The 12,732-nt window shown below is 45.9% G+C and carries 11 protein-coding genes and 1 riboswitch; of the genes, 4 read left to right on the top strand and 7 right to left on the bottom strand.

Annotated elements, in window-relative coordinates:
* Positions 1–9 precede the first annotated feature (9 nt).
* The 4 genes from QUA43_RS03090 (at position 10) to QUA43_RS03075 (ending at position 3,018) form a co-directional block, all read left to right on the top strand.
* Entirely contained in the window at positions 10–195 is a 186-nt protein-coding gene (locus QUA43_RS03090; RefSeq protein WP_333370915.1) for a hypothetical protein, read from the top strand.
* Positions 196–296: 101 nt separating this feature from the next.
* The gene (locus tag QUA43_RS03085) at positions 297–938 is read left to right on the top strand and encodes an ACP phosphodiesterase (RefSeq protein ID WP_333371037.1); all 642 of its coding nucleotides are present in this window, start codon (positions 297–299) and stop codon (positions 936–938) included.
* A 96-nt stretch (positions 939–1,034) separates the two neighbouring features.
* Complete coding sequence (locus QUA43_RS03080) at positions 1,035–1,931, top strand: thermonuclease family protein (protein ID WP_333370913.1); 897 nt, start codon at positions 1,035–1,037, stop codon at positions 1,929–1,931.
* Positions 1,932–2,229: 298 nt separating this feature from the next.
* A complete protein-coding gene (locus QUA43_RS03075) occupies positions 2,230–3,018 on the top strand; it encodes a class II glutamine amidotransferase (protein ID WP_333370911.1) in 789 nt (262 codons plus the stop codon).
* Between the two features lie 173 nt (positions 3,019–3,191).
* Here the strand turns inward: QUA43_RS03075 and QUA43_RS30755 are convergent, their stop codons facing one another.
* The 7 genes from QUA43_RS30755 to QUA43_RS03045 form a co-directional block, all read right to left on the bottom strand.
* Positions 3,192–3,305, bottom strand: a complete 114-nt coding sequence (locus QUA43_RS30755; RefSeq protein WP_445301945.1) for a WG repeat-containing protein — start codon at positions 3,303–3,305, stop codon at positions 3,192–3,194.
* Between the two features lie 223 nt (positions 3,306–3,528).
* Complete coding sequence (gene uca / locus QUA43_RS03070) at positions 3,529–7,146, bottom strand: urea carboxylase (protein WP_333370909.1); 3,618 nt, start codon at positions 7,144–7,146, stop codon at positions 3,529–3,531.
* A gap of 188 nt (positions 7,147–7,334) precedes the next feature.
* Entirely contained in the window at positions 7,335–7,976 is a 642-nt protein-coding gene (locus QUA43_RS03065; protein ID WP_333370907.1) for an urea amidolyase associated protein UAAP2, read from the bottom strand.
* Between the two features lie 77 nt (positions 7,977–8,053).
* Positions 8,054–8,896 (bottom strand): urea amidolyase associated protein UAAP1, encoded by an 843-nt coding sequence (locus tag QUA43_RS03060; RefSeq protein WP_333370905.1) that lies wholly within the window; start codon positions 8,894–8,896, stop codon positions 8,054–8,056.
* A gap of 179 nt (positions 8,897–9,075) precedes the next feature.
* A complete protein-coding gene (locus QUA43_RS03055) occupies positions 9,076–9,852 on the bottom strand; it encodes an ABC transporter ATP-binding protein (RefSeq protein ID WP_333370903.1) in 777 nt (258 codons plus the stop codon).
* A 193-nt stretch (positions 9,853–10,045) separates the two neighbouring features.
* Positions 10,046–10,900, bottom strand: coding sequence for an ABC transporter permease (locus tag QUA43_RS03050; protein ID WP_333370901.1), 855 nt, complete (start codon positions 10,898–10,900; stop codon positions 10,046–10,048).
* Positions 10,901–11,007: 107 nt separating this feature from the next.
* The gene (locus QUA43_RS03045; RefSeq protein ID WP_333370899.1) at positions 11,008–12,075 is read right to left on the bottom strand and encodes an ABC transporter substrate-binding protein; all 1,068 of its coding nucleotides are present in this window, start codon (positions 12,073–12,075) and stop codon (positions 11,008–11,010) included.
* Between the two features lie 144 nt (positions 12,076–12,219).
* Positions 12,220–12,371, bottom strand: a riboswitch (guanidine-I (ykkC/yxkD leader).
* Positions 12,372–12,732: the final 361 nt, after the last annotated feature.

Here is a 12,732-nt window from a genome sequence, read left to right as displayed (position 1 = left end):
GGTGGTATCGTGGAAGCACCAGTAGTAGCTGTGCCTTGGTTTAATTGCTTGGGCGAGCGTTTAGAAAATTTTCCTATAGTTGCCTACACGTTACCTGCGACCACTTTTGTAGACGGTCTGCTAGGGATGGATTTTCTTACTCCTATGCAAGCTGTTATCTATGCTAAAGAGGGAGAGATTCGCATTCGTGTATGACTTATCTAGAACTTCTATATTTTGATAGCGGAAACTGATGCTGGGGAAGCTATTAGAGCGTTCCGTCGAGAGATGTAGCCGATCGCAAGCAATATTTGAGCGTGGGTGCAGCGATCGCCTGCATACTACAGTTAGACGATCGCTCTTTTGTTATCAAAGATTCAATGAATTATTTGGCTCATCTATTCTTATCAAAAGGCACGCCAGAATCCCTGATTGGCAATCTCTTAGGAGATTTTGTCAAAGGTTCGGCTGTCAACCTTTATCCCGATGAAATTAGAAAGGGCATCGATTTGCACCGCAAAGTAGATAGCTACACCGACTCTCACGCCATAGTGCGATCGAGTAAAAGCCTTGTTTCTTCCCAGAGACGCAGGTTTGCTGGAGTTTTGATTGACGTGTTTTACGACCACTTCTTGGCTAAAAATTGGCTGGAATATTCAAAAATTCCGCTCCCCGATTTTTCTAGCCATGTCTATAAAATCCTGCAAGACAACCGCGATATATTACCTGACTCTCTCCAGCGGGTGCTGCCAACAATAATTGCCCGCGACTTGCTTTCATCTTATCAGGAAATTGCCGAAATCGGCATCACTCTTACAAGAATGTCGGCGCGACTCAAACGGACAAATAACTTGGCAAGCGGCATAGAAGATTTGACAGCTAACTATCAGCGATTAGAATCAGATTTTCGAGATTTTTTCCCCGACTTGATAAAATACGCCACACTTGACAAATATTAATACAAACAACAAAAATTACAGTTGCTATTGATAGCGAACTCGTGTATGATTCAACCGATATCTGCATGAAATCTCAAATGCAACAGGGTTCAAAATATGGCAACCAGAATTCCGAACCTGCAAATAACTAAAGTAGTTGATGGCGACAGCATCAAAATTTCTCTCAACGGCAAAACCGAGGCTCTGCGCCTGATTTGCGTCGATACAGAAGAAAGTCATCCGGGAGGCTCTAAACCTGTAACTGCGGCGGGGAAAGCAGGTACGGAAATGGCTAAAAAATACTTTGCGACAGCAGATGGCGGACTTGCTCAAGTTGACATAGAATTTGATACAGACGATTCGGTTGAAGTGGCTCTACAAAAACATCGTGACAACTACGGGCGTCTCCTTTGTTACGTACATAAAGATGGAGAAAATTACAATCTTAAACTGATTGAAGAAGGCTGGAGTCCCTACTTCGTCAAGTACGGGCGCTCCCGATTGTATCACCGACAAATGACTGAGGCAGAATCGGCAGCAAAAGCTTACAATCTGATGATTTGGAATCCGATTACTAATGCCAAAATCCCCTCTCGCAACTATGCTAATTTACTGCCTTGGTGGTCGATGCGAGGCTCGATTGTTGAAGAGTTTCGGTTGTCGGAAGCAACGGCCGGAGCGCTTTCTTTGAGGTTGCACTACCCGAAAATATTAGCGGCTTCTGATAAAGCTAAATCTATTACTATTTTCTGCGATTTGCAGGCGGGAATTACTAAATGGATCGGCGGGAGCGCTCTAATTTATGCTGGTTCGGTGTATCATAAATTAGATTTGTGGATACCGGATGCTGAAACTGATGAAAGAGCTCCCTTGAAGCGCCTAATCGAGAAGCGTTATGCGGGTCTGGGACGGGGATATGTGTATGTCAGTGGGAAAGTAGAACAGTACAAAGGGAAGCCTCAAATAGTTTTGAAGGATATCAAACAACTTTCAGACTTTCCCCCACAAAAGTGAATTTTACATAAATTTAATTAACAAAATTGCAGGACAACTGGAACGATGAAGACTGTTCTCCGGGGAACGCGATTGAATTTTGGGCGATTCCCTACCGCAACGGGCTCGCACGCGCGTTCGGGATAGCTTGGCTTCACGCATTTTTTAAAATTTAAGTTTAAGTAGCATTATGGTTGACCATCCAAAATTATTGTTTTTTTTTATTAGGCTAAATCAATTCATACTATAATACTATCATCGCAAATCTGTAGCTGCCAATAGCTGCGACATCCATTCAAACTCCAGAGATTTAAAAGCTATGTGCCAATTACTGGGAATGAACTGCAATGTTCCGACAGATATTTGCTTTTCTTTTGAGGGTTTTTCTGCAAGAGGTGGCAGAACAGACGTTCATCAAGACGGTTGGGGAATTGCTTTCTTTGAAGGTTTGGGATGTCGCCTTTTTATAGACTCTAAACCTGCGATTGCTTCTCCGGTTGCAGAAGTAGTGCGTCGCTATCCCATTCATTCAACTAACGTCATTGCTCACATCCGCAAAGCTACCCAAGGCGAAATTGCTCTGGAAAACTGCCACCCTTTTATTCGGGAACTTTGGGGACGTTATTGGGTGTTTGCTCACAACGGAAATCTCGAAAACTTTGATCCAGAATGTGCCGGAGTTTACAAACCGGTTGGCAAAACTGACAGCGAAAAAGCATTCTGTTTGATATTAGAAAAGCTGCGCTCTACTTTTCCTCAAAGTAAGCCTGCTTTAGCGGAAATTTACCCGGTACTAGAGGAAATTACTAAAAGTTTGGCAGAACACGGAATTTTTAATTATTTACTTTCCGATGGAGAACACTTGTTCACCCACTGTTCTACTAATCTGCATTATATTGTGCGACAAGCACCTTTTGCTAGCGCTCACTCGATCGACGAAGATATAACAGTCGATTTTCGGGAATTGACCAATGAGGACGATCGCGTAGCTGTTATTGCCACTTTTCCGCTGACAGATAACGAAGTTTGGACGCAAATTCAGCCGGGAGAATTGCTGGTATTTCAGGATGGTTTGCCGATCAATTCTGGGTGGCTGGAGTTAAGTTAAGGAGATTTAAACTGAGATGTTGCACCATTGTCAATAAGCTTTTTAGGAACAGGCAAGATGCCTGTTCCACAAGAAAATTAAATTTTTGTGGAACAGGCATCTTGCCTGTTCTTGAGAATGGTGCAAGATGTAAGTTTAAACAAATTTCAAGCCTAAACAGAGCATCGAACCTGCTAAATGACCAGCTTTCCAGCTTGATTTATTAAGCCAGATTTGCCATTGCGCTTGACAGCGGCTAAGCCTTCTGAAAAACTGCCGACAGAGGAAACTTGGGGGCGATCGCCCACTAGCCTGCTTGATTGATATATCCCCACCCTTTTGAAGCCCTAACTGCTGCTAAACCTTCATTAAATGAGTGGGGGTTGCACAATTTGAGGAGGATTCTTGTGGGGTGTCCCGCCTGCGGTGAAAATACATCAGACGAGCTCAGGAACTCATCCCACAAAACAATCAAAATCATCCCCCAATTATCCAACGGCTTTTACTGTCCCCGAATTGACAACAAAGGGATTAATTCGGTTGAATAGCAGCTAGAATTTGTCCGGCTGTCACTGTTTGTCCCTTTTCACAAAACAACTCGGCAACAGTGCCGGCAACATCAGCAGTAATAGCAATTTCCATTTTCATTGCTTCCAAAATTAACAGCCGATCGCCCTCAGCAACCGCATCTCCCACATTAACCAGCACCTGCCAAACATTGGCCGAAACGTGAGCGACAACTGCCTCACAGTCGATCGGCAAAGTAACCTCCGCAGCCGTTTCCGAAGCCACATCCGCCGAGGCTTCTGCTGCTGATTCAGCTTCAAATTCCCCGGAGGCGGCCCAGCGATCGCGCTCTGCATTAAATGCGGCCTGCTGCTGCGCTTTAAATTCAGCCGCACTGTTTGCAATAGAATGCAAAAACTCATTGTATTCTCTCAAATTAAAAGTGATTTCCTCAACCTTTAATTTAAACTTCCCTTCGATAAATGCTTCCCGACAGCGGTGCAATTCCTCATGAGAAACCGGATAAAATCGGATTTGGTCAAAAAAGCGCAAAAGCCAAGGTTTACCAGACTGGAAATCCGCCGTTTGTTTGAACCGATTCCACATTTGCACCGTGCGGCCGACAAATTGATAACCTCCGGGCCCTTCCATCCCGTAAACGCACAAATAGGCGCCGCCAATGCCAACTGCATTTTCAGGAGTCCAAGTGCGGGCGGGATTGTATTTAGTTGTAACCAAACGGTGGCGCGGATCGAGGGGAGTTGCGACGGGCGCCCCTAAATAAACGTCTCCCAAACCCATCACTAAATAGCTAGCATTAAATACAATTTCTCTGACTTGTTCGATGCTGTCAAGCCCGTTTATGCGGCGAATAAACTCAATATTGCTGGGACACCAAGGTGCATCCAATCGCACAGACTGCATATATTTTTCAATGGCCAACAGCGTCGATTCATCTTCCCAAGATAAAGGCAAGTGCACAATTCGCGCCGGCACTTCCAAATCCTCGATCGCCGGAAGTTCCGCTTCCGCCGCAATCAGCGCCTGCATTAGCTGCTGTTGCGAAATCTGGCGACTGTCAAAGTGAATTTGGAGCGATCGCATTCCCGGCACTAATTCGATCACACCAGGCAACGGATTTGCTTTCAACTGTTCCATCAAGGCGTGCGCCCGAAAACGCAAATTTAAATCCAGCACCAACGGGCCGTATTCAACTAGAATATATTTATCCCCAGCCTGACGGTAAGTAACAGCAACCTGTCCAGGAGATTCGGGAATTTCGTGCAAAATTGGAGAAGCGGGAACTGCGGGCAATTTCTCCGCATTTTCCTCAAAAACAGGCAAACAAAAAGTAGCAATTTGCTTATCTTGTGCTAACTCCCGCTGCAAAGCTTCAGCAAAACTCAAACAGTGAAAGCGAATGCTGTCCCCCGGTTTCAGTTGCCCTATTTTCCACAATTCCGACTGCACAATAGTAGCAGGACAGACAAAACCTCCCAAACTCGGGCCGTCAAGACCGAGAATTACAGGCATATCGCCCGTAAAGTCGATCGTGCCGATCGCGTAAGCATTATCGTGAATGTTAGACGGGTGCAAACCCGCTTCCCCGCCGTCTTGACGCGCCCAGGTGGGCTTCGGGCCGATCAGCCGAATGCCCGTCCGCGTCGAGTTATAATGCACTTGCCATTCTGTAGAGAAAAACATTTCGATGTCTGACTCAGTAAAGAAATCCGGCGCGCCGTGAGGCCCGTACAAAACACCAATTTCCCAATTATTGCTGTAGGTGGGAATTAGTTCCGCAGGCAAAGATAATTCCGCTTCCAGAGTTGCAGTTTGATGCAGTTTAAGCACATCTCCCGGACGCAGCGTGCGACCCGCGTGTCCGCCAAATTTGCCCAGTACAAAAGTTGATTTGCTGCCCAAATAATCGGGGACATTAAAGCCGTGTTTGACTGCTAAATAAGTGCGGTATCCGCCGCCTTGAATGGCTTTTAACTTGAGAATGCTGCCAGCTTTTACGGGAATTGCCGTCCAAAACGGCACCGATTCGCCGTTTAGCGTTCCCTTCATAATTGCACCAGTCAAACTAATAACTGTATCGGCATTAAAGCGCAGAGTTGGGCCTGTCGCTGTGAATTCCAATCCTGCTGTCGATTCGGGATTTCCTACTAAACGATTTGCCGATCGAAATGCCAGATGATCCATCGGCCCAGAAGGCGGCACGCCAACATCCCAATAGCCAATCCGCCCCGGATAATCTTGAATGCTGCTGTAGGTTCCCCCATCCAATACATCGATCGTTAAAGGTGCGTATTCAAAAGAGTTTAAAAAGCGCGTGCTCAGTTCACCTTGGTTGAATCTGGAATCGTCCAAAATCTGGCGGAGGTAATCTAAATTAGTTTCAATTCCCGCTATTTCACTGGCATCTAAAGCAGCTTTTAGTTTTACGATCGCCTGGGTTCGATTATCCCCGCAAACGATTACTTTGGCTAGCAGCGGATCGTAAAAAGGAGTAACCTCCGTGCCGGTTTCTATCCAACTGTCGCAGCGGACGTTTTCGGGAAACGTAACTTGATTCAGCAACCCGGAACTCGGCTGAAAATTCTTGCCGGCATCTTCCGCATAAATTCGCACCTCAATTGAGTGTCCCTGCGGCTGATAGCGGTACTCTTCCAGGGGGAACAAATCTCCAGAAGCCTGTTTTACCATCCACTCAACGAGGTCGATGTTGTTGACAGCTTCAGTAACGCCGTGTTCAACTTGCAAGCGCGTGTTGACTTCCAAAAAATAAAACTGTTTCGCATCGACATCAAATACAAATTCAACAGTACCCGCTGACTGGTAATTTACCGCTTTTCCTAACCGCACTGCTGCACCGTACAACTGATTTCGCTGTTCGTCGGTAATAGCAGGGGCTGGGGTTTCTTCAATTACTTTTTGATTGCGCCGCTGCACCGAACAATCTCGCTCGCCCAAGGCTATGACATTTCCTTTGCCATCTCCAAAGATTTGGACTTCAATGTGCCTAGCTGTTTGAATATATTTCTCTAAAAAAACAGCGCTTTGTTTAAAATTGCTTTGACTCAAACGCTGTACTTTTTCAAATGCTTCTGCCAAATCTCGATCGCCAAAACAAGCCTGCAAACCAATGCCGCCGCCGCCTGCGGTACTTTTGAGCATCACCGGATAGCCGATCGCCCCAGCCGCTTTTTGGGCATCCTCTAAACTTGCTAAAAGTTCGCTTCCGGGAGTTAGCGGCACTTGATTTGCAGCGGCTATTTCCCGCGCGGTGTGCTTCAATCCAAAGCAGCGCAACTGATCTGGAGTCGGGCCGATAAATGCAATATTTTCGCTGGCACAAGCTTCGGCAAATTCCGCATTTTCGCTCAAAAAGCCGTAACCGGGATGGATAGCTTGAGCTTTAGTTTGGCGCGCAACTTCGAGAATGCGATCGAACCGCAAATAACTCTCGGCTGCGGCGGCTGCACCGATACAAACGGCTTCGCTGGCGGCGAAAACGTGCTTGGCGTGGGCGTCGGCTTCAGAATATACTGCTACCGAAGCAATTCCGAGGCGATCGAGCGTGCGGATAATTCGGCAGGCAATTTCACCGCGATTTGCAATTAAAACTTTGTTAAACATTGGGGTAATTGGTAATTGGTAATTGTTAATTGGTAATTGTTAATGGTAATTGGTAATTGGTGTCTGCTGACATCTTGTACTATCTTGAAGAACAGGCAAGATGCCTGTTCCACAAACATTAAATTTTGTTGTGGGGTGGGCTTCTAGCCCGCCCCTAAAAAGATTGCGGAGGCAGTATCTACCCTGGTTTACACCGCATCCCAAACAATCAACTGAATCGGCGTAGGATTGTAAGCATTACAAGGATTGTTCATTTGCGGGCAATTAGAAATAGCAACCAGCGCGTTCATTTCGGCTCGCAAATCAACTGTACTTCCCGGATCGGAGATGCCGTCAACAATTTCAAGCGTACCATCTTCGCTCACCGGAACATTCATAAAGAAGTTGATATTGCTGACTAAATCTCGCTTACCCAAACCGTAGGGAAGAATTGCGGCGAGGAAATTTTCAACACAGGCGTGCTGGTATTTTTTATCTAGTCCAAACCGCACCGAATTGCTCTCGCAGCTACACGCGCCACCCGAAGTATCGTGCCGCCCGCAGGAGTCAGCAATTATGGTCATAATGGCTCGCCCTTCGTTGGAAATGAGTTGGCTATTTGTAGTGACAAAGATGTTGCCTTGATTGACGATCGTATCGGGGGCACTGTAGCGTTCGGAAGGGTCATCGGCATTGTAAACTAAAAAATCTACTGCTTGATTTCCGCCTAAATCTACAATGCGGAGAATCTGTCCTTTTTTGATGACACGAGCCCAGGGATATGTGGCTGGTAAAACTTCGTTATAAATTGCAGTTTTTGGATCGAGAAGTTGTTGGGTAGTGGCAGTCATGGTTCACTTTTTATGAGGAAATTGCAGAATGTTTCACCGCAGATTGATGCGGATAAGATTGAGTTGTGGAATAGAGTTTATTGCACGAACAAAGCATCGGTGTTGATGAACCCGCGCACTGCTTCCGGGTTGGCGGTGCGGCACAAGTCGTCTGGTGCGGGTGCGGGGGTTTTCACAATCTGAATTTGGATGGGTTTTGGATCGTAAATTGAACCCGGATGCAGGATGTGGGGGCAGTTAGAGATAATTGTCAATACGTTCATTTCGGCTCGCAAATCGATAAAACTACCCGGTTTCTCGCCGCCTTCGCGAAACTCCATCGTGCCGTCTGGTTTGACGGCAATGCGAGTAAATAAGTTGAGGTTGGGCATGATATCTTTTTTGCTCAAGCCCCACCGAGTTAGGGCTTTGAGGAAGTTGTCGCGGGAGTTTTTCCAGTCTCCTTCCCCGTATTTTTTGGCATTGCTAATTGCGTTGCTGCATCCTCCTAGCAAATCGTGACAGCCGGAGGTGTCTTGGGTGATGGAAAATAAAATGCGCCCCATGTCTGTGTAGATTACCATGCCTTGTTTGAGAAAGGCGTTGAATTGAATTTTGGCGGTGTCTGCTGCGTTGAAACGTTCGATCGCATTGTCGGCGTTGTAGCACAGCATGGAAACGCCGCGAGAGCCTTCTAAATCGGTGATTCGCAGGGTGTTTCCCCGCTTGATGACTCCCGACCAGTACGCGCCGCCCGGTACGGTTTCTTGCATTAATACGAGGTCAGAATCAATTTGTGAGTTTGTGTCGATCGATAGTTGCACCATAAGTTCCTCTTGATGTATTTGGGTGGAGTCAGCGAAACCAACAATAGTATTCTGTAGTGGCAAAACTCGCCCTCTCCCAAAGTAATATTTATCTCCACTGATATCTTGCACCATTCTCAAGAACGGGCAAGATGCCCGTTCCACAATAAAATTGAGTTTTGTGGAACGGGCATCTTGCCCGTTCCTAAATAGGTAATTGACAATGGTGCAAGATGTTAAGTTTCCACTTACTTAGGTTGGCAGTTAAACTCTTGGCACAGGCCCAAAAAGTGCAACTACAAACCTATTTCTATTTAAGCAGCCATTGCAACTGCTTCCTGTCCGTGTTTCCGCATCAAATCCATGAGTTCGTCGCGGTAATCGTGGAATTTGGCGTGGCGTTTAACGCTGGGAGTGCGATCGGGCAAATTAATCGACATTTCCTTTCTCACTGTACCTGGACGAGCGCCCAAAGCATAAATCCGATTGGAAAGAAACACCGCTTCTTCGACATCATGGGTAATCATAAAGATTGTAATCTGAGTGCGGCGCCACAAATCGAGCATGAATTCGTGCATCGATTCTTTAGTGTGGATATCCAAGGCGCCGAAAGGTTCATCCATTAATAACACTTTAGGTTCAGAAGCGAGGGCGCGGGCGATCGCCACCCGCTGTTTCATCCCGCCCGACAATTCCTTCGGTAGCGACGAAGCAAACTGCGTCAATCCTACCACATTCAAATAATAGCTAGCTTGTTCGCGCCGCTTTTTCTTGGAAACGCCTTGAAGTTTGAGACCAAACTCGGCATTTTCCTGCACGTTCATCCAAGGATAAAGAGTGTAATGCTGAAATACCATACCTCGATCCGGCCCAGGCGAAACAACTTCTTTGCCATCAATTTTAACGAACCCTGTTGTCGGCTTGTCCAATCCCGCAATCTGCCTCAACAGAGTAGATTTGCCCGAACCGGATGCGCCTACCGCGCAGATAAATTCGCCTTGCTTGATGCTCATATTGATGTCCTTGAGGACAACTAATTTACCGTTTTTCGTTTCAAAGTTTTTGTGCAGATTGTTGATTTGCAGAAACATGAGTTTATCCTCTGTATTGTAAGTAAAAAATTGATGTCTTTATTCCCAAGATAGATCGATTTTAGGACTAAAAACGATAGGGATTGAGTCTTTTAATTTTAGGTTTATAGCACTGTCTTCTTCCATCTTCTTTCCATCCGTTACATCCGTTACATAATCCGTTGCCGAACTTCCTTCTTCCTTCAAAATCTGCTTACTGTTTCTGACTTGACCATTTACAAGAAACCCGCAGCAGATATTGAAAAAGCAAGTCAAAAGTCAGTCCGATCGCCCCAATGACAATCAGCCCCACAAAAATTTCATCGGTTCTGAGAAATCGACCTGCGACACTGATCCGGCGGCCTAAGCCTTCGGTGGCGGCAATCAATTCCGAGACGATTACCAATTGCCAAGCCGCAGCCAAGTTGATGCGGCTAGCATCTAGAATTCCCGGCAAAACATGGGGAAAAATAACTTGAGTTAGGATTTCCCAGCGATTCCCACCCAACATATAAGTAGATTCGATCAAGTCTTTGGGAACAAACTTTACTGTATCCATCACCATCAGCGAATTGAAGAAAAATACGCCGATAAATATCAGCATTATTTTGGGTTCTTCGCCGATTCCCAAGTAGAGAATTAGCAGGGGAATGAATGCTGGTGCGGGCATATATCGCATCAAGCCGAACATGGGTTCCAGCAAGGCGCGAATACTGGGAAAGCTGCCCATCAGCACGCCAATTGGTATGGAAAAAACCAAGGCGAACAGAAAGCCCACTCCCACCCGCCACAAACTCGCTACTGTGTCTTTCAAAAGTTCGCGAGTGTTCCACAGCCGACCAAATGCTTCTAAAACTTTGCCGGGGGAAGGCAAAAATTTGGGGTCTACATCGGCGAAGGTTGTTACTAGCCACCATAGCAGCAACGGGAGTGCGATCGATGTTACCGTTAACCCAATATTGAGGGGTTGTGGTATCTCTTCCGCAATCCGCCAGAAAACGGTGGGATTTAGGCTTTTTTGCTTGAGGTGGGATTGGATCGTCGATCGGGGTTCGGGATTTGGTGGCATGACTTAATTGCAGAATGGTTGAGCGAGTTATTGGAGTAGATTTTGGGGATTATAAAATGTATTTTTTTTAAGGTTTTTTGTGTTTGCAAAATCGTAAATTTTGCCTCCTAGCTTTTACCTTCGGCATAAGCTTTGATAAAGCGATCGTCAAATAATGTGCTGATATCGGGTTGGGTTTTTGCTAAATTTACATCGACGAGAAATTTGGTCATTTCGGAAGCCGCAAACTGCAATGAGGTCATGTCGTTTCCCGGTTGAAAGGCTTTCAAGTTTTCCTCGATCGTAAATATCTTAGTGCCGTTTTCATATTCTTTGTATTCCTCAACGCTAACTCCGGCGCGGTTGGCGAGAATCTCGTAAGATTTCTCTTTATTTGATTTCATGTATTCCAATGTTGCAAACCATGAATTGACCAGGGCTTGCACTCGATCGGGGTGTTCGCCGATAAACTTTCGGGTGAATACCAAATGATCGGAAATCGCCCCCGGAAAATCTTTGGAACTAAACAGTTCCTTGCTGTTCGCTCGTTTTAATGCCTGGGTGGTAAACGGCGCAAATACTGCCACCGCATCGACTTGTCCTCCGACGAAAGCCGCCGCAGCTTTGCCGGTTTCCAGCGGTACAAATTGAATATCCTGCACTGATAAACCTGCTTTTCTCAGCCCTAACAGCAATAGAAAGTGATCGACAGTACCCTCCTCGGCAGCCACTTTTTTACCTTTTAAATCGGCAACCGAATTGATGCCTTCAGCGACAATCACTTTGTCATTTCCCGTCGAGTTGTCGTTGACTAAAACAATTACTTGATCGGCACCACCGGATATGGAGTTTACTGTATCGCCGAGGGTTTGGCTGTTAGCATCTATCTGTCCTGCTGTGAGGGTGCTAATCGATTCTAAGTAGCCGTCAAACCATTTTAAGTCTACAGGAACATTGTTGGCTTCAAATATCTTTTGTTCTTTGGCAATTTGCCAAGGAAACCAGCCGGGCCACGCGCTGAATCCGAGGCGAACTGCGTTAGCACTTACTGAAGAAGCTGCTTCGCTTTCTGTGGTTGTTTTGATATAAATTGCCGGGTTGACGCAGCCGACAGCGAAAAACAAAGTGATAAAAAATATGGCGCAGTAGGACAAGGGCGATCGCGTTATTTTGGGGGAGCAATATCGGATATTCATAGGATATTCTAGTTGCTGGTTAGAGGTGAATATGTCGATCGAGCTTTTGCACCTTCTTTGGCTTCCTTAGCTTCCGCAAACCCCCCTGATATACAAGGATAAAGCCCGAGAGCTAACGAACCGAGTCTTGCTGACCGATCGCGTTTCTCCCGGGCTTTTATCCCGCCGTGTAACTGGCTAGTGTTTCCCTAAAATTAAAATCTTGGGAGAACCAGTCTGCTTCTCTCGGACCAGCACTTGAACTTTCTAAGCTGAGTTAGAAACTGATTCAAATCGGAACCCTAGAAGCGGTTAAATTTTTTCGGTTTTTGTCTGTATAAGCCCTGTTTGCAACCCAAGGAGTTATTCGAGACTGTCAGTAACAGCAATCTACTTAGCTTTTTGAAAGGTAAGCATACTGTAGCTTGCAGTCTTACTAGATTGCTACGTTTCAAACGGTAACAGCAAACTTGATGATAAAATGTGTAGAATGTTACAAAAAACGGTTTTTCTGGGATTTGTCAAATTAAAATTTTTGGAAGATTAAACCGGGCGCTTGGAAATCGCGAAGTATGGGCGGGGGCGGGTTTATGAGATAGTCGATTATGGGCAATTATTGTTGGTGAACCCGCCCCTACAAAATTTAACATCATACAAGTCCGAATCTCTCCGAAAATG

Origin of the sequence: Microcoleus sp. N9_B4 (genome assembly GCF_036701635.1) — a bacterium.
Taxonomy (GTDB): domain Bacteria; phylum Cyanobacteriota; class Cyanobacteriia; order Cyanobacteriales; family Microcoleaceae; genus Microcoleus.
Note: the sequence above shows the minus strand (reverse complement) of the source record. Positions and strands in the feature narration are given on the sequence as shown.

Bases quoted from the DNA above. Each gene is read 5' to 3' on its own strand.
- QUA43_RS03080 (WP_333370913.1), top strand. From the start codon at position 1,035: ATGGCAACCAGAATTCCGAACCTGCAAATAACTAAAGTAGTTGATGGC.
- QUA43_RS03075 (WP_333370911.1), top strand. From the start codon at position 2,230: ATGTGCCAATTACTGGGAATGAACTGCAATGTTCCGACAGATATTTGC.
- uca (WP_333370909.1), bottom strand. From the start codon at position 7,146: ATGTTTAACAAAGTTTTAATTGCAAATCGCGGTGAAATTGCCTGCCGA.
- QUA43_RS03065 (WP_333370907.1), bottom strand. From the start codon at position 7,976: ATGACTGCCACTACCCAACAACTTCTCGATCCAAAAACTGCAATTTAT.
- QUA43_RS03060 (WP_333370905.1), bottom strand. From the start codon at position 8,896: ATGGTGCAAGATATCAGTGGAGATAAATATTACTTTGGGAGAGGGCGA.
- QUA43_RS03055 (WP_333370903.1), bottom strand. From the start codon at position 9,852: ATGTTTCTGCAAATCAACAATCTGCACAAAAACTTTGAAACGAAAAAC.
- QUA43_RS03050 (WP_333370901.1), bottom strand. From the start codon at position 10,900: ATGCCACCAAATCCCGAACCCCGATCGACGATCCAATCCCACCTCAAG.
- QUA43_RS03045 (WP_333370899.1), bottom strand. From the start codon at position 12,075: ATGAATATCCGATATTGCTCCCCCAAAATAACGCGATCGCCCTTGTCC.